The organism is Brenneria populi, from assembly GCF_036016195.1.
Taxonomy (GTDB): Bacteria; Pseudomonadota; Gammaproteobacteria; order Enterobacterales; family Enterobacteriaceae; genus Brenneria; species Brenneria populi.
The window spans coordinates 20,640-40,615 of sequence record NZ_JAYWTM010000020.1 but is presented as its reverse complement, the minus strand read 5'-3'; the positions used below and the strand labels follow the sequence as shown (position 1 = coordinate 40,615).

The window sequence follows — 19,976 nt, the reverse complement described above, 5'->3', positions numbered from 1 at the left end:
ATACCGCGCTTCTCGCAGGGTGTACTGATGATTTACGATGACGTGACGCTATTGAACAGCGATTCGATAGCCCGCTTTTCTGCGGATCTGGCACGATGTAGAAAACGTAAATCCGGTGCTTATGAGGGATCCTACCCATGAATAATGAATACGCTGTTATCGACCTGTAATCGCACCAGGTGGGCGGTCGGGCTACGTTGAAACGGATCTCGGTAAGGCTATGCCCATTTTTTCTTTGCAATATCATTCGGATAGAATATTAGCGTTTGCCTGAGGTTGCGAGAGTAAGCATTGGCTGCTAGCTTTAATTCAATGGCTATGAATCGTAAACATAAAATGTGTTTTAATACTGAAGGAGTATTCTTATGAAAGGGCCATCGCCAGATGTCATGCATCCTATTCCTAACTTCCCAGAAATATTATTTTTAAAAAATGTAATAAAAACAAAAAATATTATTGTGGGCGACTATACGTATTGCAATGATCCGTTGGGGCCGGAAGGTTATGTAGACCGCCATATACTTCATCACTATTCGTTCATTGGAGATCGTCTGATAATTGGTAAGTTTTGCTCTTTAGCCCGTGATATTAGATTCATTATGAATGGTGGTAATCACAATATGAAAGGGTTCAGTACTTATCCATTTCAAATGTTCAAGGAGGGATGGGAAGAGTTTGATATGTACTTAAATGGAATATCTTTAGATATTCCTGTCGACCTTCCCTTAAGAGGGGATATTAATGTTGGGAATGATGTATGGATAGGCTATGGCGCTACCATTCTTTCTGGTGTTACTATTGGCGATGGCGCTGTTATTGGTGCGAAGTCAGTCGTTACACGGGACATACCGCCGTATGCAATTGCGGCGGGAAATCCCGCTCGTGTAATCCGAAAGCGTTTTGATGAAAAAACAATTGAAATATTAGAAGATGTTTTATGGTGGGATTGGCCAATTGAAAGTATAAATAAAGCAATGAGATTTATTCTTGATGGGGATATAAATGCCCTGATTTTAATTAATAAGAAACTTCATTAAATGAAGTCACCATTATAATTGTGAGTTAGCATGTAGTAATTCGGGAATTACTACGCGATTCTGTCATAATTACTAATTACCAAAAAAACAACGCGCAATTGATAGTGGATATTATTGCAAAAATAGCTGAGCATAAATTCTAAATAACTTTGCGTATTAGCGCTCTACTTTAGCTAGCCCGGATTGATTACCTGTTCCAGTAATTGCCACATGTGAATACATTTATCCGCGGAGTTTTACATTTTTCAAATCAGTGACATTTTCAATGGTATTTTGGGGATAGTGGTCTTTACTGAGTACAAGGCTATTAATCATATCGCCTAGACAGGTTTCCATCAGGGGACCGAGTATGAGTAATTCATTGTTAATAATGACTCTAATGGGGGAATTCATTCATCTGAATTGGCAGGAAGATGAACGTGTGGAACTGGAACGATTGCTAAAACAGTTTGTTAATGACTTTACTTCTTTACAGACTGTTGAAAAAAATGATTAATTATCCATTCTGGGGACCTTTGTGGCTATTTTGGTATTTTCTTATCCGGGTTGATGATAGGGAGTGGCGTCAAAATTATCTGGAATTGGAAAAATATTGGATAATTTATCCTCAGACAAAAAAATACGGGGACTCGTTGCTATTACTGTGGTTCTAATCGCATAGATAGCTATTTGTGGCGGGGTATATCAGGGTACAGAGTTCATTATTGTCATCAGTGTCGCAAGGATCTTTATCGAACAGCGGAATAGTTGATGTGCCGCATTTATCGCGTGGCGTATCATTCACATATACTTTTGCAAACTGCCAGACTGTGTTGCGGTTAAGGTCATTCTCTACTCTGCTTCACTTTCCTGATGCTTTTGGAGGGAGGGGCCAAAGGCCAGACGGTTTTCCTTACCGCCGAAGCGATAGCGGAAATACCATAACTTGGCGCCACTGGCGGATACCGTCAGGTACAAGCCTTGCGAGTCGGTAAGTTTGTAGGATTTTGCGAGAGGTTTGGCTGCGCGGATTTTGCTGTCAGTTAACATGCGAGGGTCACTCCAGTTGTCGAACTGAATGACCCGCAATCTGACCCCAAATTCTCCGGATACGAAGGGATAAATCAAAACGTATCAGAAAGACTTTTTACCACAACCTGTTTAATTTCAACAACATAGGAATTCATAGGAAGGCATAAAAAAAGAATAGTGGTGCCGGACTCGGAATCATATCCACGATTAATATGCTGTTTTTTATTGGTTTTGTTGGAAAAACGACCAAGCAGTGCCCCCACTAAGGCCCCCATAAAAAATCGCTTTGTTTTTGTGATGGTTGTCACGAGGAATCGGTGTTTTAGTGGCTAACGGTACTAAAAACTTGGTTTCATCACCCATACAGACAACGGCCTGTTCCTCTCTGCGTTGAACATCTTTTAAACTTAGATTTGATATATTAGATTTTTGTTTTTGAGATAATCATAAGCGGAGTAATTCATAATTACTGGATTATATTGTTATTTTTGCTATGGTTTTGAGATATCCTCATGCTCAGTTTGAGATAACTACATATCATGGCTCAATTTAATCACTTTGAACTCTCGCTTCTGAACCCCAAATTTGACTCCCCTTTAGTCGATGCGCTGACGGAACTGGAGTTACTCCGGCATTTGAGGCTGGAAACGGATGTTCACCCTATCCTGTTTGCGCAGTTGAAAGCCGTTTTCCACATGCTGGAGAGTTTGGGCTCCGCAAGAATTGAGGGAAACCACACTACGCTTGCCGACTATGTTGAAAGCAAGGTTGAAGGAACGCAGAGTTCAACGGATCAGCTCAAAGAAATCAACAATATTGAAGCCGCGATGGAATTCATCGATGAGCATCTAAATAATGGTGATGACATAACTGAGTATTTTATCCGAGAGCTACATAGTCTGGCGGTTGTCGGATTGCAACAGGAAGGTGATAAAACTCCCGGTGCCTATCGACAACATAACGTCAGCATCGCTCAGTCTGACCATTTACCGCCGGATCACATCCGTGTCCCTGATTATATGGCAGAACTGACGGCCTTTATTAACCGTGCCGATAAACCAAAATATGACTTGATGAAGATTGCGTTGGCGCATCACCGCTTTGGCTGGATACACCCATTTGGCAACGGTAATGGCAGAACGGTTAGACTGCTGACCTATGCGTTATTGATCAAGTATGGTTTTAATGTTCAGGCTGGGGGGCGGGTACTCAATCCGACAGCAGTATTCTGTAATGATCGTGAACGCTATTACGCCATGCTTTCGTTAGCCGATAAAGGAACGGAACAGGGGCTTGAGGAATGGTGCTTATATGTCCTTTCGGGGATCTCTTCTGAGCTGAAGAAAGTCGACCAACTGACAAACCACGCTTTTCTGAGCGAAAAGATCTTGTATCCGGCTATCGATTTTTCATCGGAGAGGGGGCTGATAAACCCGCTGGAATCGAAGGTTCTGAAGCGCGTTGTTGAGCTGGGGACGATAAAAGCGGGCGATCTACGCGCTGTTTTGCCTGATCTAAAACCGACGCAGGTGACTTATCAGCTTGGTAAGCTGATTGAGCGGGGACTGCTTCAGCCAGTAGAAGAAGGAGCTCGTACTTATACGGCGAAGTTTTCTAACTCGTATTTGATACGTGGAGTGATTAAGGTACTGAGGGAAGAAGGGTTTATTCCTGATTTGTGATTTCAGTGCTGGCGTTTTCACTACACACAATAGTTGTTGGTCTGGTTTGTGTGTTTTTATTAATGCCTATTATAAATCGACATTCAAGATAAAAAATAAACGAAACTGAAAACATGAGAAGGGCGGAGAAATCTGAATTATGGCCCCTGCCAGGGCAGGGGCTGATTTATAGAAATATTTCAAGGAAGAGGAGGAAGCCCAAGCTCTTTAAGAAACGCGTTATGCGTATCTCTGGCCTTGGCTATTTCCTTTTCTAAGTCTGCTAGTTGGTTGTTTACTGTTGCTAGATCGATTTTTTTCTCTGGCATGGCCGTGCTGATATAGCGAGAAATATTCAGGTTATAGTCGTTCTTTTTTATCTCATCCAATGAGACACGACGAGAGTAACGCTCCTCTTCCTTGCGGAACTGGTAAGTATCGACAATCTTACTGATGTGATCTTTATTAAGACGGTTCTGGCGTTTTCCTTTGTCAAAATATTCACTGGAACTGGCGTTGATAAATAATACGTCATCCGGTTTTTTGCACTTTTTCAGCACGAGGATACAGACCGGAATACCCGTCGAGAAAAACAGGTTGGCAGGCAGGCCAATCACCGTATCTATATTGCCATCTTCCAATAACTTACGCCGGATACGCTGTTCCGCACCGCCACGAAACAGGACGCCGTGCGGTAGGATAATCGCCATGGTGCCTTCTGGAGACAGAAAGTGGAAACCGTGCAGCAGAAAGGCGAAATCGGCAGCGGATTTGGGCGCAAGCCCGTAGTTTTTGAAACGGAAATCCTCTCCCATCGCTTCGTTTGGCTCCCAACGATAGCTGAAAGGTGGATTAGCCACTACGGCGTCAAAGTGCATTTTATGGGCAGGATTGGCTTCTTTCAGAATATCCCAGTCATTACGCAATGAGTCGCCGTGGAAAATCTCAAATTCGGAATCCTTCACACCATGCAGCAACATGTTCATGCGTGCGAGGTTGTAGGTGGTAATGTTCTTTTCCTGACCATAAATTTTGCCGATGCCGTGTGCGCCAAGTTTGTTGCGCACATTTAGCAGCAATGAACCGGAACCGCAGGCAAAATCGAGTACTTGATCAAGTCGCTTTTTCTTTCCAGTCGTCGGATCTTGACTGTCGAGAGTGACAATCTCGGAAAGGATGCTGGAGATTTGCTGCGGGGTGTAAAATTCGCCCGCTTTTTTACCAGATCCGGCAGCAAACTGTCCGATCAGATATTCGTAGGCATCACCCAGAATATCGCTACTAGTGGAAAACTTAGCGATACTTTTCGAAATTTCGCTAATGATGACGCATAGCCGGGTATTCCGTTCCTCGTATTTTTTGCCGAGTTTATCGGACGTCAGGTTAATTTCAGAAAATAGTCCCTGAAAGGTACTTGCAAAGGATTGATTTTCTATATAGTCAAACCCTTTATCCAGCGTACGAAGTAACTCTTTATCCTGTGTGCGGGCCATTTCGGCGATGCTGCTCCACAGGTATTTCGGTTCAATAACGTAATGAACCCTACGGCGCATCATTGCTTCAAAATCTTTGATGTCATTAGGATTATTTTGATACCACCGGTTTAAAGGAGCAATGGGTGAGTCTTCAGTGCTCGGATAATCCGGACCTAGTTCTTTTTTCGCGGCAGTTTCGTAGTTATCCGACAGGTAACGCAAGAATAGAAATGACAGCATGTAATCACGAAAGTCATCGGCATTCATTGCGCCGCGCAGATTGTCAGCGATGTTCCACAGGGTATCGCCCAGTTGTTTTTGGTCTTGTTCAGTCATGCGTGATCCACAGATTCAGGGAGTTCAACGGGGATTTCCGGTTGTGCGGCGGGCGGCTGTGGTTTTTCGGCCAGCAGCTCCGGTAACGCAAATTCATATTTTGCCAGAAATGCACTCAGGATATTTTTAAATAAGTCTTTGGTATCATCGCCCATTATCCTTGGCTCATAAGCCGAATATTTTCCGTGACTTAACAGGTTGAGGGCACGGCCATATAGCACTTCATCTTCCACGCCGTGGATACAGGCGGAGAAGTCATCATAGCCAAAGAAAGTCGCTGTTCTTTCCAGAATGCTGCGCAGCATATTAAAATGGTGAGTATACAATTTAGGGGCTATTGCAGTATCCAGAGTCACTGCCTGCTGCAATTCACTTAACATAGCCACATGATGAAGAAACGGAGTATCGTCAGTGGCGCGTAGCGTATACTTGCCTAATGTTTTTTCACTATGAAAGAAATATTTCTTGTGCGACAGTTTTTTTAGTTCATTACACATCACGTTGAAAAACAGACCGTGATGCGAAGAGATCACTATTTTCAGTTTGTCTTTTCCACGTTTAAGCAGTTGCGCCAGATCGCTGGCGACGGCAATAGCATTATTATCATCCAGTGACGAAATAGGATCGTCAATATACAGATATTTCACCCAGTGATAAGGACCGGTTTCGTCGCCGTCAATCGCCAGTTCGCAGATTGCCAGATAGATGCACCAGATAAAAATATTCTCCTCGCCACGCGAGACCTTAATATTTGTTGCGTCGCCGCGGGAGAACGTGACGGTCCATTCTTCATAATCAATGCGAAAATCAAAATTCGCATAGCGTTCAAGGTAAGCAAAGATTTTCTCTTCCAGCGCCAGGTCCCGCAGGCCAGCAAAGAATTTTGACGCTGAATTGATGCGTAATACACGTTCAGTATCGGCGTTGAGATCGTTGTCCCAATAGAACAAATCCTCAGTATAGGCGTTAAAATATAGTGTATCGCCCTGAATTTCTTCAATGACAAGCGGCTGCATCACGTGGTCGTTAACGGTAGCCGGGCGACGGGATTTCTTTTTCCCCTTGTCCTTAAAGGCCATTGACAGGCGCGTTTTCCCGGTACCGTTATAGGCGTAGAGCAGCACAAAGTCAGTATTGTTCAGGTCATCGCGCAGGCGGGTAACGACGCGCTCTATAGTTTTATAACTGTAGATTTTAGGTTTGTCACTCATGCGTTAACCTCATCCATTGCGGGGAAAAGCTGCTGCATCAGGCCGGTTTTGTGGGTTTTGAGGGTGGTTAGTTTTTGGGTTTCGTCGTTGATCAACTCGTCAAGAGAAGAAAGACAATCGGCGATTTTTCTTTGCTCATATACATTTGGAAAATTAATAATAAAGTTTTTTATCTGGGCGACAGTCAGTTGCTGTTGCGCATTTCCAAAAGCTGATTTCTTAATATGCTGTGACATGACATCTGATTTGCAAAAAAAATATAAATAATCGGCAATGATTTTATTGCATTTTATTCTTAAGATAACCATTCCGGAATTTATCCGCATATGCTCAAATGGAATTTCTTCAGAAAAAAAAGCAAATTGCCCAATAGAACCTCTGGTTGTCAAAACAACATCCAAACGTTGTAATTTCCCCTTCCCTAAAACTCTATCTTTGTCTTCTGTAATGAATTGCTTCTCTTCAAATCTAAAACCATGTTTAGTAACATTCTTAGCATTAAGGAAGATACAAAATCCCTTATTACTAAATTCATCTGATTTTGGATAGTTTTTCCCTCTATCTCCATCAATGATCTCAAATACAGAACTAAATATGTCAATATCCCACTCGGATTGAAGCTTACCAAACCGCAACTCCGGCACCATCTCCCCCTCAGCCGGAAACAGCTTCTGCATCAGTCCCTTTTTATGCTGTTGAAGTGCATCAATTTTCTTTGCTTGTAATAAAATAACGTTATCAAGCGAAGAAAGACAATCAGCAATTTTTTTCTGTTCTTCCTTAGTTGGTAACTTTATATAAACCTTTTTTAAAGAGCTTTGATTTATCCCTTTTGCTGTAGAACCAGTTGAAAGTCTGTCAATCAGGTATTGAAATTGACTATCCCAAATGAGTTGAATAAGGAAATTATTGTTGACTTGTTTTTTTGTTTTAAAAGCAACAACTCTTTGGCTCAATATATATTTTTCTGAGTCAGGGATAAGAAGGGCATTACCCAAAGGAGCTTCCATTGTAAATACAATGTCATTTTTCTCAATATTTACCTTTCCCATCCATTTTTCATACAACGATTGACTCCCTAAGTTACATTCAGCTGTGTAATCAATATATCCATTTTTCACATTATTAGCAGAAAGACTGATAATATTTCCACCACCCCACTCCATCCCGAGTTTGAGTGGTGTTCTTCCTCTGAAATCAATAATTTCATTTAATAACTCATAGAATCCACAAGATTTCCATTCAGGAGCATTGTTGAACTCAGGAAACCTTAACTCCGGCACATTACCATTTTTTGTCTTAATCTTCATCTCACTGCTCATACGCCGCCAACCCCGAAATCTCACGCCCCTGCGCCAGCTTATGCAACAACGGCGCTAAATCTTCCATCAACGCCAGACTCTTCTGCGTTCTCGCCTTCCAGCCCAGATCCAGCGGTGCCAGCAAATCGCTCAGTTGCTCGCCGTCGAAAATCATCCGCTGCATAATCCCATCGACAAACGCCTGCAACGCGGTGCTGTCCAGTCCGTGCCGTTCCGCCACGGTTGCCAGTTCGCGGGTAAATTTCTGCGCTTTAAACTCTTCATACCCTTGACGTATCTCTTCCTCACTCATTCCTTCGCCCGCTTTAAGCGTATCGATATAGGCCGTGATTTCCTCGCGCTCATCGATAAATTTGGCCTCAGCGCAAATCAAGCCAATCAATTGCTCACGGGTCATCTTCTGCTTGCCGGGCTTGTTCTGGGTATAACGTGCCAGCAAGCTCATAATGTAGTCATAATCAATTACCGCTGAAGCAAACAGTACGAACTCGAAATCCAGCTCTTGCACTTCACGAGCGATGGTATCGTCATTTTTTTCCCGCTGTGCTTTCAGACGTTGCGCTGTTTCCAGATACACGCCACGGAAAGCGCGTAACGTATCTTCCGGCAGAGCCTGTTCAATACTGGCGGTATTCTCCAGCGTCAGATCGGTATATTGATCAAGCTGGGTTTTTAGCCGCTGCACCTCTTTAAACAGGTTAATAAACTGACTACGGGCCTCATCCCCTCTCAGATTCGCCACTTCTTCCGGCGCGCAGGGCAAACCCTGAGATGTCATAAAGCTGTCCAGCGTGGCGACCGCTTGTTCCAGTTTGTCGATGACCACCGGCGCGGGGTCAACCAGCCAGATTTCTCTGGCGTGTTCTTGCTTCTCACCGGAAAACAGCGCGATAGCGTCGTTAACCGCATCCTGCTGCTGGCGGAAATCCAGCACATTGCCGTAAGGCTTGGTGTCGTTCAACACGCGATTGGTGCGGGAAAATGCCTGAATCAAACCGTGATATTTCAGATTCTTATCCACATATAGCGTATTCAGGAATTTGGAATCGAAACCGGTCAGCAGCATATCGACCACAATCACCACATCAATTTTCTGCTCGTGGGGATAATCCTGATTTGGGTACTGTTGCGCTTTAATGCGTGTCTGAACGTCCTGATAATACAGATCAAAATTATTGATATCGTGGTTAGTGCCGTAGCGGGTGTTGTAATCGGCGATGATCGCTTTCAACGCGGCTTTTTTCTCTTCTGGCGCATCTTCGTTATCTGCTTTTTCCTGCGGCAGATCTTCCTGTATCTGCTGGACGTCTTTGTTACCATCGGCAGGTGGGGAGAACACGCAAGCTACATTCAGCGGCGTAAACGAACTTTCTTCCATCAGCCGCAACGCCTGAATATCCTGAAACAGGCGGTGATACTCAATGGCGTTGTTAATTGATGCGGTTGCCAGAATGGCATTAAATTTCCGTCCGGCGGTGGCGGTATCGTGTTTATCCAAAATCGCCCTAACCACGGCCTCCTGCGCCAGCATTTCTCCGGGTTTCAGACTGGCTTTTCCTTCCGCTTTGTAATAGTCGACATGGAAACGCAGAACGTTACGATCCTCTATCGCGTGGGTGATGGTATAAGCGTGAAGCTGCTTTTGGAACACATCCGCCGTGGTGACAATGGATTTTTCCTGCCCGTCAATCTGTTTGTAAGTCCCGTTTTCCGGAAAAATAGGCGTACCGGTAAAACCGAATAGCTGGGCGTTGGGGAAAAATTCTTTAATGGCCTGATGGTTATCACCGAACTGTGAGCGGTGGCACTCGTCGAATATAAAGACCATGCGCTTATGGCGCAGCGGCTCAAGTCGCGCTTTATAGTTGCGTTTGCTGTTACCGTCCAGCGCCAGACCGAGTTTTTGAATGGTTGTAACGATCACCTTATCGGCGTAATCGTCCGATAATAAACGCCGGACCAGCGCTTCGGTATTCGTATTTTCCTCTACGCATCCGGCCTGAAACCGGTTAAATTCCTCACGGGTCTGCCGATCGAGATCCTTACGATCGACGACAAACAGGCACTTTTCGATATCAGGGTTATCCTTTAGCAGCGTCGATGCCTTGAAGGAAGTTAGCGTTTTGCCGCTGCCGGTGGTATGCCAGATATAGCCATTGCCCCGGCGTTGGTGGATACAGTCCACAATAGCCTGCACAGCGTAAATCTGATAGGGCCGCATCATCAGCAGTTTCTGTTCGCTGGCGACCAGCACCATATAGCGGCTGATCGTTTCACCGAGCGTACATTTAGCGAGAAATTTACCGGCAAACGCATCAAGCTGAGTGATTTTTCGGTTGCTTTCATCGGCAAGCTGGTAAAGCGGCAGAAAACGTTCGTCCGCATCAAAGCTGAAGTGGCGGTTATTATTGTTGGCGAAATACCACGTATCGCTGCGGTTGCTGACGATAAACAGTTGCAGGAAACAAAGCAGAGTACGGTCGTAACCGTTACCGGGATCATTTTTATAATCGACTATCTGCTGCATGGCGCGACGCGGACTGATCGCCAGCGCTTTCAGTTCGATCTGCACCACCGGAATGCCGTTGATCAGTAGCAGCACGTCATAGCGGTGGTGGCTGTTGTCGGTGTTTATCCGTAGCTGGTTAACACATTCAAAGGTGTTTTTGCACCAGTCTTTAATATTCACCAGCGTGTAGTGAAGGGGTGTACCGTCGTCGCGTTCAAAGCTGCTGTGCTCGCGAAGTTGCGTTGCAGCTACAAATACGTCCTGACTGACGATCTTCTCCATCAGGCGGGAAAACTCACCATCGGTCAGATGTACACGGTTCAGCGCTTCGAACTTCTCGCGGAAATTGTGCTCCAGTGCGTCACGATCGCGGATATCAGAACGATAAACATATTTAAGGTCGGCCAGTTTGCCGATTAAGTCCTGTTCGATCTGCTTTTCTGTTGTTGTCATGGGGCAAACCTGATGGCTGCTACTGCCTGAATAATTCCCTGTGTTTTTTAGCTATATCAGGGAAATGAATAAGTGTACTGTCGAGATAATTGGTTGAGGTAGTATAAGCACCTTAATTCCTTGATGAAAGTCATTAATCAGCCTGCCGAAACAAGGATACTCCTTGCCGCCGCGAATCAATCGCGGTATCTTTTATAGGCACCTGCAAAATCAGGTGCCGGGATTGGTCTCCCGAATACCATACTGGCGACATATGACGCGCCTTGCGTCTTTTTTTATGTCGTAATGCTTAGCTATGCCGAATTATGGTGGGCTGGGCGGGGGCACCGCAAGGTGCGCCGGTTCCAGTATGGCCGGTAAGACCAACTCCGTTCAGTCCACCACCCGTAAGATTGGTCTCTTCGGTGGTGGTTTAAACATCACATACTGGAGGCTGCCTTATGGCTACAACCCTCGATCAAACTCATCCGTTACTTACCGTTCCTTTCAGCGCCGCCACGGATTTCATCGTACTGGCCGACCATTGTGAAAAGTGCGCAGATACTCAGGCGGAATGCTACGATCCTGTACTGAAGATGGCCCTCTGCGGTCGGCTTGCCGCCGGTCTTGCGCTGCTGAAACCGGGCCTATGCGATCCCATTCCGCCTCACCTGATAGACAGTCTGACCGTTGATACCTTGCCCACAAACTCTCCTCGTTTTGCCCCTGATGCGGATACGCTTTGCGATTACTGTTTTACCCTGACTCAACTTCTGCTTTGCCGGATGTTTCCGCCACAAGCGGAAGAACAGTTGCGCTGGCTCCTGGCGGAACTGGTTGATTACTTTGCCGCTGAATTGAAAGCTCCGCGCTGGATACGCACTGCTGACGGCGTGAAATGCATTGATGAGGTGGTCGCATGAACCAACAGGACTGGCATCCCGCCGATATTATTGCGGCGCTGAAAAAGCGCGGAACGTCGATGGCAGCGGTTTCGCGTAACGCGGGGCTGGCCTCTTCCACGCTGGCGAATGCGCTGACAAAACACTGGCCCAAGGGAGAACGGCTGATTGCGGAAGCGTTGGGTGTTGCGCCTGCGGAAATCTGGCCTTCCCGTTACCGCAAGCCAGAGGTGCACTAAAGTAAAACAATCTCTCCCGTCCCGTTATCGGCGAACGCGGATAACGGGACGGGAGAAGGCAAGCGAAGCGCGGCAGCTTGTCATTCATAAAATGACGAAAAAATCAACAAACAACTCTATAAAAGCAAAAAACAGTTTCCCCTTTCTGCCTTGTTGCCACGGGTGTAAGTTTGCACCTGCACAAAATGCTTTATGACCTGAGAGAAGCGCCTGATGAATCAGGATGGTCAATCCCTTACCGGCGGCTACCTTTGCAAACTGCCGGACCGTCTAACAGACGGTTAAGGTCATCCTTCACTTCTGCACCAGCCTATAAACGTGACGGGCAACGGCCTGCATTGCCGTAAGGCTTTGCTGCCGCGTGACCGCTATCTTGCACCAGCATTTCAATTCTCAATCACTGCGCCAGTCCAGTGCGTCACTTTAACCGCGCAAAGCGGGAAAGTGACGCACCAGCGCCTTTTGACTGCACCAGACAATTCAACTGCGCCAACGCATGGAGAGATTCTGACACCTTAAATTCAACCCACTTTCACTCACAGGAGAACTTGAACCGATACCGGAGGGGGATCAGGACGATCCGGGGGATAACCCGCGCAAGCGGGCGGCTGCTCAGAGAGCACAACCGAAGCCCCACTACACCTCAACGGCTGCCGCCCCGGCGCTCAGGTATCGTTCGCAGCCCCGACAAAAAATCAGGGGCTATCGGCCTATGCGCTGGGGAAGGTTGTATCTGTTTTGGATTTTGCGGCAATCATGAAAAAGGGAAAGAGAATATGGGCATTCTGGAGCAGGAAATGAAAACGCTGGCGCGGCAGGCGGGCGGCAGTCATAAAACCGTTCATGACCGTATGGCGCTGGCGCAGCGATTTTGTAAGCGCTTACTGGCACAAAATGTGCAGATCCGGCGGGTGGAGCAACTGAAAGCGCGGCATATTGAGAGTTACGTCCGTGAACGGCTGGCGCAGAACATAACGAAACGCAGTCTGCAAAACGAAATGGCAGCGCTCCGCTGTCTGCTGAAGCAAGCAGGGCGTGATCGATTGGCCACCAGTGAACGGCTGTCCAATAAATCGCTCGGCTTATCCGGCGCATCCCGCAACGGCACCCGGCAGGCCATTACGAAGGAGCATTATCGGCAGGTGCTAGAAACCGCTCGCGCAAAAGACGCCGGAATGGCGGCAGCGCTGGAGCTTTCAAGGTTGATGGGATTACGCTCGCAGGAAGCAGTGCAGTGCGCGCAATCGCTTAGGACGTGGAAACAGGCGCTGGAGCGTGATGAAACCCGGCTGACCATCGTTTTCGGCACCAAAGGCGGACGGTCCCGCGAGACAATAATTCTGGATGTTGGCGCAGTCAGAAAAGCGCTGGAAAATGCGTTAGCTGTGGCGGAACAACGCAACGGCAGGCTGATTGATAAACCCGATCTGAAAAGCGCGATGAAGTACTGGCACGGTCAGGCTTCGCGTATCGGCTTGACCGGCGCATATTCCCCGCATTCATTGCGCTACGCCTGGGCGAAGGATGCCATTCGCCATTACCTGGCGCAGAGATTCAGTGAAAAAGAGGCTCTGGCATTGGTCGCGATGGATTTAGGCCACGGCGACGGGCGTGGGCGTTATGTGGCGCAGGTTTACGGACGGCGGGGAGAGGAGTGAGTTTCCGTGCTGGTGCAGCCGTTGATGAATGTTCGATCATTGCGTCAGCCAAAAGGAAAAAGGGCTAAAGGGTAAAGGATGCTAAGGGTAACAGCGCCAAACCGGAAAGGGCCAAAGGGCTGAAAAGGCCGTGATTGGCGCAGTTCGATGTTCGTTCGACGGGGAATCTGGTGCAGCCCTGCGATTTTACCGGCGTCAGTGAATGAGGGCTGTGATAGGCCCCAGTGTTGGTGCTAATAAAAAAGCAGATCCGCTGGCGCAGAGATCTGCTTTTCGGCGTCAATCAGTCGCGGGTTCAGGCAACCTGAATATGCCTCTCAAAACGGTAAGCCGGGATGAATTTCTGCCGGCAGGCATCGAGATAGTCCGACCACCATTGCATCATCTGCGTGCGTTCGTCGAGGTGCTCCGCCTTGTGGATATAGGCGGCGCGAACGTGGTTACGCTCTTGATGGCTCATCTGCCGCTCCACTGCATCTTTTGACCAGCGGCCTGATTCAATCAACGCGCTACAGGCCATCGTACGGAAACCATGACCGCAAACGTCCACCTGCGTGTCATAGCCCATCGTGCGCAGCGCCTTGTTGATGGTGTTTTCGCTCATCGGTTTGCGCGGGTCGTGGTCGCCGGGAAACAGCAACTCACTGCTACCGGACAGCAGTTTTAGCTGCTTCAGTACAGTTACCGTCTGTGTTGACAGCGGCACCAGATGCGGTGTTTTCATCTTCGCGCCGCGCTCTGAATAACGCACGCCCGGAATGGGTTCACGTTGCGCGGGGATGGTCCACATTGCGCCATCCAGATCGATCTCCGTCCAGCGGGCAAAGCGTAGCTCGCTGGAGCGAATAAAGATCAGCAGGTTAAGCTGCACCGCCAGACAGGTTAGTAATCTCCCGGAATAGCCTTCGATCCGTTCCTGCACCTCCGGCAGCTTCTCCAGCGGCAGGGCGGGGTAGTGGTTTTTTGGCGGCGGCGCAATGGCTCCGGCCAGATCGTTGGCAGGGTTGCTGGCAATCAGTCCCTCCTGCACTGCATAGCGCATGATCGCCGTGGTGCGCTGCTGTATTCGTGCGGCGGTTTCCAGATTGCCTTTTCTTTCCGCCATCCGCAGCGGGATCAGCAAATCGGCGGTTTTCAGGTCGGCAACGGGAAATTTGCCGATCAGCGGAAAAACGTGCAGTTCCAGCGAGCGCAGGGCTTTGGCGGCATGGGCTTCAGTCCAGCGGATATTACCCGCTACCCACTTACGGGCGATCTCTTCAAAGGTATTGCCGCTTTTGCGCGAATGTTTCTCCTGCTGCTTTTTTACGCCGGGATCGTCGCCTGTGTTGAGTACCGCACGGGCTTCCTCACGTAGTTTACGGGCATTTGCCAGCGTGACGGTGGGGTAAGCGCCAAACGCCAGCTTCTTCTCCTTGCCGCCGAAGCGGTACTTAAGATGCCAGAGCTTGGAACCGTTGGGTTTGATCAGCAGGTATAAGCCCTGCGCGTCGCTGAGTTTGTAAGGTTTATCGAGCGGCTTGGCGTTGCGGATGGCGGTATCAGTCAGAGGCATGGTGGGGGCTCCGTAGTTTATCGAACCGACAGGCCCCCAATTAAGCCCCCAAAAACTACGGATGTCAAAAAATCTGGTAGTACCTATTGGTACTCCAGATTCTTATCAACTTACTGATTTTTCAACGTTCCCGGACGCATAAGGACATCCTGAAACTAAATTTTGGTGCCCGGACTCGGAATCGAACCAAGGACACGAGGATTTTCAATCCTCTGCTCTACCGACTGAGCTATCCGGGCAACGGGGCGCATTAAACCGTATTGCCCGCGCGGCGTCAACGGGTTTCTGTCATAAACCCGTGCGGCTGCTCTATTTTCAGGCAATGGCGCCCTGCGCGGCGGGTATCTTTCAGCCTGCGTTAATCGGCGCGCGCTGTTTTCCTTCCGTTATGCCGACGCGAGCTAGGTTTCTGCGGGCAGATACGCAGCGAGAGCCGCCCGTTTCTTGAATTTGGCGGAAAATAGTGCCAATATTGCGCGGTTTTTAACTTTCCGTTTGCTTGCGCGCTTTGTTCACCCGTGGCTAAAGAGGGCTGCTGATATGTCGGATTCATTGCTTATGGTGCGAAATGCTTGCGCCGGATCTTTGATGATGGCATTGCATGTTTCCCGTTTCAGCCGCCTTTTCCCGTCTCGTCGATTATCCTCCGCCACTATGCGGTAAGGCGTCTATCCGCCCGCTGTTAGGCATGATTAAAAATAGAGTTCCGCTCTGATTTTACTGATGTCTATCGGATAGCGCCGGCCTCGGTTCGTCCATTCTTAGCCTACAGTAATTACTGTAGGAGTCATGCGCTTGTCGTTATTGATCGACATTGTAATTGGTCGGGATTGTTATCCCTGCGCCGTGTCTTCCGGGCACGTACACTCATCCTTAACCGTTTGGGTTTGGTTAAATGAAACAGTTAAAAATTGCGGCTAATGCGGCGGTCGCCGCCCGTTTAATCACTGCACGAGAAATTGTTGCGCTAGGTCAGACTGATTTTACCGATGTGGCCGCGGTCGTTGTCTCCATCGAGGAGGCGCGCAGCGGAATTTTGTCGGTCTTGCAGCACACGGGTTTTACTATTCCGGCCTTCGTCGAGCAACCGGATGAAGAGAGGGAGTCGGATATTTTGCTGCCGGCGGGCAGCGAGTGGCTGCCGCTGGACGAAGAGGGCGAGCACGCGGGCGTACTGGAACGTGCGGCTAAGGCTTATCAAGATGCGCTGCTGCCGCCGTTTTTCGATACGCTGGTCAAGTACGTCAAAATGAAAAATACCACGTTCGCCTGTCCCGGGCATCAGGGGGGGCAATTTTTTCGCAAGCACCCGGCAGGACGTCAATTTTTTGAATTTTACGGTGAAAATATTTTTCGTTCGGACATCTGCAACGCCGACGTTAAGCTGGGCGACCTGCTGATTCACGAAGGGGCGGCAAAGAAGGCGCAGAAGCACGCCGCGCGCGTGTTTAACGCGGATAAAACCTATTTCGTGTTGAACGGCACCTCCTCAGCGAACAAGGTGGTGACGAATGCGCTGTTGGCGCGCGGCGATCTGGTGCTGTTTGACCGCAACAATCATAAATCCAACCATCATGGTGCGCTGATCCAGGCCGGCGCGACGCCCATCTATATGGAAACCGCGCGCAATCCGTTTGGGTTTATCGGCGGGATTGACGCCCGCTGTTTTGATGAAACTTATCTGCGCAGCCTGGTGAGCGAAGTGGCGCCGGAACGGGCTAACGAACGGCGTCCGTTTCGTTTGGCGGTCATTCAGCTTGGCACCTACGACGGGACGATTTATAACGCGCGCCAGGTGGTCGATAGCATCGGCCACCTATGCGACTACATTCTGTTTGATTCCGCCTGGGTGGGATACGAACAGTTTATTCCGATGATGGAGCAGTGTTCGCCGCTGTTGCTGGAACTGAATGAAAACGATCCCGGCATCTTCGTCACTCAATCGGTGCATAAGCAGCAGGCCGGGTTCTCCCAGACGTCGCAGATCCATAAGAAAGATAACCATATCAAAGGTCAGCGCCGTTTCTGCAACCATAAGCAGTTGAATAACGCCTTTATGCTGCACGCCTCCACCAGCCCGTTCTATCCGCTGTTCGCCGCCCTGGACGTGAACGCAAAAATGCATGAGGGCGCCGGCGGGCGTCGGCTATGGCTGGAGTGCGTGAAGCTCGGCATCGAGGCGCGTAAGCAACTGCTGACGCGTTGCGATTTGATTCAGCCGTTTGTGCCGCCGACGGTGGCGGGCATCCCCTGGCAGGATCACGACACGGAAGTTATTGCTCATGACGTGCGATTCTTTAATTTCGAGCCGGGTGAGAAATGGCACTCGTTTGACGGTTATGCGCCGGATCAATATTTTATCGATCCCTGTAAATTACTGCTAACCACGCCGGGGATCGACGCGGTCAGCGGTGAATACACCGATTTCGGCGTTCCCGCGACGATTCTGGCCAACTACCTGCGCGAGCACGGCATTATTCCCGAAAAGTGCGATTTGAACTCGATCCTGTTCCTGTTAACGCCGGCCGAAGACGGCGTCAAAATGCAGGAACTGGTTAATGCGCTGGTCCATTTTGAAACGCTGATCGCCCGCGATGCGCCGCTGAGCGAAGTGCTGCCGAACCTGTATCAGAAGTACAAAGAGCGCTATCGCGGCTACCGTCTGCGCCAGCTGTGTCAGGAGATGCATGACTTCTATGCCAGCCACAATGTGAAAGATCTGCAAAAAGCGATGTTCCGTAAAAGCGATTTTCCGCCGGCGGCGATGCTGCCGCAGGATGCCAACAGAGAATTCGTGCGCGGGAATATCGAACTGGTGCCGATAGCGCAAATCGCGGGCCGTATCGCGGCGGAAGGCGCCTTGCCTTACCCTCCGGGCGTGTTGTGCGTGGTGCCGGGAGAGGTATGGGGCGGGGCGGTGCAGCGTTATTTTCTGGCTTTGGAGGCCGGGATCAATCTGCTGCCGGGATTCTCCCCCGAACTGCAAGGCGTTTACAGCGTGGCTGAGGAAGACGGCGGCAAACGTCTTTATGGCTACGCCATCGCGCCGTCCGCCTAACCGCGCGCCGTCCCGTATCGGGCCCGTTAACCGCGGCCCGATCTCCCTCGCGGCTGGTCACGCCGCCGGTTCTTGGCGCGGCTCTTCCGCGCGCCGGGCCGTTTTATACTTATTCAGTCCTAGCCACCCGGCGACCAGCATCAGTCCCAAAACGGGAATGGAGGCGATGGTCCAGGTGCCGTTCGGGTAGTCAAACGCCATCAGCACCAGCACGCCCAGCAGAAACGCCAGCGTCAGCCAGGAGGTGACCGGCGCGCCGGGCATTTTAAAGGAGACCGGTTTGGCTTTGCCCTGGCGGATCGCTATACGCAGCTTCATCTGGCACACGATGATAAATCCCCAGGAGGAGAGAATGCCCAGCGAGGCGACGTTCAGTACAATCTCAAACACCTGCGCCGGCACGATGTAGTTAAGAAATACGCCGATAATATGAATGCTCACCGTCACCAGGATGCCGGCGTAGGGCACCGACTGGCGGCTCACCTTCGACAGAAAGAGCGGCGCGGAACCGCCCTGCGAGAGAGAGCGAAGGATACGCCCGGTGCAGTACAGACCGGAGTTAAGGCTGGAAAGCGCGGCGGACAGCACCACAATGTTGATTATGCTGTCGATGTACGGCACGCCGAGTTTACTAAAGAAGGTGACAAAGGGACTTTGTCCGGCCTGGTAGGCATTCCACGGCAGCAGGCACACCAACAGAATGATCGAACCGACGTAAAACAGGCCGATACGCCAGATCACGCTATTAACGGCTTTCGGCAGGATTTTTTCCGGGTTCTTGCACTCGCCGGCGGTGATGCCGAGCATTTCAACGCCGGCGAAGGCGAAGATTACCCCCTGGATCAGCACCAGCGCCGGCAGGAGGCCGTGCGGAAACAGTCCGCCGTTGTCGGTGATCAGGTGGAAGCCCGTCGGGTTACCGTCCAGCGGCGCGCCTGTGCCGAGGTATATCGTTCCGACAATGAGAAACAGCGAGATGGCCGCCACCTTAATCAGGGCGAACCAGAACTCCATTTCGGCAAACCATTTTACCCCGATCAGATTCATCAACGTGACGAGCGACAGGGCGCCAAGCGCGAATGCCCACTGCGGCACGTCGGCGAAAGCGCCCCAGTAGTGCATGTAAAGCGCGACCGCGGTGATATCGACAATGCCGGTCATCGCCCAGTTGAGAAAATACATCCAGCCCGCCACGTAGGAGGCCTTTTCCCCCAAAAATTCCCGCGCATAAGAAACAAAACTGCCGCTGGTCGGGCGATGAACGATAAGTTCGCCCATTGCGCGCAGAATAAGAAAAGAGAATATGCCGCAGATCAGATAGACCAGCGCCAGCGCCGGCCCCGCAATTTGCAGGCGAGCGCCCGCGCCGAGAAACAGCCCTGTACCAATGGCGCCGCCAATCGCGATCATCTGCACGTGGCGATTGCCCAGCCCTTTGTTATAACCCGTTTCGTGTGAGTCAAGCCAACGTCGTTTTTGGTTTGCATCATGTTCATTATTGGTTGTTTTGCTTTGCGTCATTACTTACCTGTATGCCTGTCGGTTACTCATGTATAATTTAACAACATAT

13 protein-coding genes, 1 tRNA gene and 1 pseudogene are annotated in these 19,976 nt (G+C 49.4%); 7 read left to right on the top strand and 8 right to left on the bottom strand.

The genetic code is table 11. The features are described 5' to 3' along the window. Window positions 1-365 precede the first annotated feature (365 nt). Window positions 366-1,037, top strand: coding sequence for a CatB-related O-acetyltransferase (locus VSX58_RS16765; protein ID WP_327619083.1), 672 nt, complete (start codon window positions 366-368; stop codon window positions 1,035-1,037). A gap of 349 nt (window positions 1,038-1,386) precedes the next feature. Continuing rightward, the gene (locus VSX58_RS16760) at window positions 1,387-1,533 is read left to right on the top strand and encodes a hypothetical protein (protein ID WP_327619082.1); all 147 of its coding nucleotides are present in this window, start codon (window positions 1,387-1,389) and stop codon (window positions 1,531-1,533) included. Window positions 1,534-1,904: 371 nt separating this feature from the next. On the opposite strand, the pseudogene VSX58_RS16755 reads toward VSX58_RS16760, so the two are convergent. Further along, window positions 1,905-2,066: pseudogene (locus VSX58_RS16755) on the bottom strand (Arm DNA-binding domain-containing protein); the annotation flags it as partial. 521 nt (window positions 2,067-2,587) lie between these two features. Between VSX58_RS16755 and VSX58_RS16750 the strand changes: the two are divergent. Beyond that, a complete protein-coding gene (locus VSX58_RS16750; protein ID WP_327619081.1) occupies window positions 2,588-3,730 on the top strand; it encodes a Fic family protein in 1,143 nt (380 codons plus the stop codon). 179 nt (window positions 3,731-3,909) lie between these two features. Here the strand turns inward: VSX58_RS16750 and VSX58_RS16745 are convergent, their stop codons facing one another. From VSX58_RS16745 to VSX58_RS16730, 4 genes are read right to left on the bottom strand one after another with little or no spacing between them, the layout of a single operon-like run. Next, window positions 3,910-5,520 (bottom strand): type I restriction-modification system subunit M, encoded by a 1,611-nt coding sequence (locus tag VSX58_RS16745; RefSeq protein ID WP_327619080.1) that lies wholly within the window; start codon window positions 5,518-5,520, stop codon window positions 3,910-3,912. After that, window positions 5,517-6,731 carry an AAA family ATPase gene (locus VSX58_RS16740; RefSeq protein WP_327619079.1) on the bottom strand — a complete coding sequence of 405 codons (1,215 nt, stop codon included), beginning with the start codon at window positions 6,729-6,731 and terminating at the stop codon, window positions 5,517-5,519. The genes VSX58_RS16745 and VSX58_RS16740 overlap by 4 nt, the downstream gene beginning before the upstream one ends. After that, window positions 6,728-8,053, bottom strand: coding sequence for a restriction endonuclease subunit S (locus VSX58_RS16735; protein WP_327619078.1), 1,326 nt, complete (start codon window positions 8,051-8,053; stop codon window positions 6,728-6,730). Before VSX58_RS16735 ends, VSX58_RS16740 begins: the two co-directional genes overlap by 4 nt. Beyond that, the gene (locus tag VSX58_RS16730) at window positions 8,043-11,015 is read right to left on the bottom strand and encodes a type I restriction endonuclease subunit R (protein WP_327619077.1); all 2,973 of its coding nucleotides are present in this window, start codon (window positions 11,013-11,015) and stop codon (window positions 8,043-8,045) included. Before VSX58_RS16730 ends, VSX58_RS16735 begins: the two co-directional genes overlap by 11 nt. Window positions 11,016-11,455: 440 nt before the next feature. Here VSX58_RS16730 and VSX58_RS16725 point away from each other — a divergent pair, with 440 nt between their 5' ends. From VSX58_RS16725 to VSX58_RS16715, 3 genes are all read left to right on the top strand, one after another. Continuing rightward, entirely contained in the window at window positions 11,456-11,917 is a 462-nt protein-coding gene (locus VSX58_RS16725; protein WP_327619076.1) for a hypothetical protein, read from the top strand. Continuing rightward, the gene (locus VSX58_RS16720; RefSeq protein ID WP_327619075.1) at window positions 11,914-12,135 is read left to right on the top strand and encodes a helix-turn-helix domain-containing protein; all 222 of its coding nucleotides are present in this window, start codon (window positions 11,914-11,916) and stop codon (window positions 12,133-12,135) included. Before VSX58_RS16725 ends, VSX58_RS16720 begins: the two co-directional genes overlap by 4 nt. 776 nt (window positions 12,136-12,911) lie before the next feature. Further along, complete coding sequence (locus VSX58_RS16715) at window positions 12,912-13,793, top strand: integrase domain-containing protein (protein WP_327619074.1); 882 nt, start codon at window positions 12,912-12,914, stop codon at window positions 13,791-13,793. 295 nt (window positions 13,794-14,088) lie between these two features. Here VSX58_RS16715 and VSX58_RS16710 read toward each other — a convergent pair whose 3' ends face one another. Further along, window positions 14,089-15,348: a tyrosine-type recombinase/integrase gene (locus VSX58_RS16710; protein WP_327619073.1), complete on the bottom strand. Its 1,260-nt coding sequence runs from the start codon at window positions 15,346-15,348 to the stop codon at window positions 14,089-14,091. 163 nt (window positions 15,349-15,511) lie between these two features. Beyond that, a tRNA-Phe gene (locus VSX58_RS16705) sits at window positions 15,512-15,587 on the bottom strand. A gap of 656 nt (window positions 15,588-16,243) precedes the next feature. Between VSX58_RS16705 and VSX58_RS16700 the strand changes: the two genes are divergently transcribed. After that, window positions 16,244-18,406 carry an ornithine decarboxylase gene (locus VSX58_RS16700; protein ID WP_327619072.1) on the top strand — a complete coding sequence of 721 codons (2,163 nt, stop codon included), beginning with the start codon at window positions 16,244-16,246 and terminating at the stop codon, window positions 18,404-18,406. 57 nt (window positions 18,407-18,463) lie between these two features. Here VSX58_RS16700 and ansP read toward each other — a convergent pair whose 3' ends face one another. After that, window positions 18,464-19,927, bottom strand: a complete 1,464-nt coding sequence (gene ansP / locus VSX58_RS16695) for an L-asparagine permease (RefSeq protein ID WP_327619071.1) — start codon at window positions 19,925-19,927, stop codon at window positions 18,464-18,466. Window positions 19,928-19,976: the final 49 nt, after the last annotated feature.

What these genes read in the sequence shown, in the direction of transcription:
- VSX58_RS16765 (WP_327619083.1), top strand. Translation starts at nt 366, where the DNA reads ATGAAAGGGCCATCGCCAGATGTCATGCATCCTATTCCTAACTTCCCA.
- VSX58_RS16760 (WP_327619082.1), top strand. Translation starts at nt 1,387, where the DNA reads ATGAGTAATTCATTGTTAATAATGACTCTAATGGGGGAATTCATTCAT.
- VSX58_RS16750 (WP_327619081.1), top strand. Translation starts at nt 2,588, where the DNA reads ATGGCTCAATTTAATCACTTTGAACTCTCGCTTCTGAACCCCAAATTT.
- VSX58_RS16745 (WP_327619080.1), bottom strand. Translation starts at nt 5,520, where the DNA reads ATGACTGAACAAGACCAAAAACAACTGGGCGATACCCTGTGGAACATC.
- VSX58_RS16740 (WP_327619079.1), bottom strand. Translation starts at nt 6,731, where the DNA reads ATGAGTGACAAACCTAAAATCTACAGTTATAAAACTATAGAGCGCGTC.
- VSX58_RS16735 (WP_327619078.1), bottom strand. Translation starts at nt 8,053, where the DNA reads ATGAGCAGTGAGATGAAGATTAAGACAAAAAATGGTAATGTGCCGGAG.
- VSX58_RS16730 (WP_327619077.1), bottom strand. Translation starts at nt 11,015, where the DNA reads ATGACAACAACAGAAAAGCAGATCGAACAGGACTTAATCGGCAAACTG.
- VSX58_RS16725 (WP_327619076.1), top strand. Translation starts at nt 11,456, where the DNA reads ATGGCTACAACCCTCGATCAAACTCATCCGTTACTTACCGTTCCTTTC.
- VSX58_RS16720 (WP_327619075.1), top strand. Translation starts at nt 11,914, where the DNA reads ATGAACCAACAGGACTGGCATCCCGCCGATATTATTGCGGCGCTGAAA.
- VSX58_RS16715 (WP_327619074.1), top strand. Translation starts at nt 12,912, where the DNA reads ATGGGCATTCTGGAGCAGGAAATGAAAACGCTGGCGCGGCAGGCGGGC.
- VSX58_RS16710 (WP_327619073.1), bottom strand. Translation starts at nt 15,348, where the DNA reads ATGCCTCTGACTGATACCGCCATCCGCAACGCCAAGCCGCTCGATAAA.
- VSX58_RS16700 (WP_327619072.1), top strand. Translation starts at nt 16,244, where the DNA reads ATGAAACAGTTAAAAATTGCGGCTAATGCGGCGGTCGCCGCCCGTTTA.
- ansP (WP_327619071.1), bottom strand. Translation starts at nt 19,927, where the DNA reads ATGACGCAAAGCAAAACAACCAATAATGAACATGATGCAAACCAAAAA.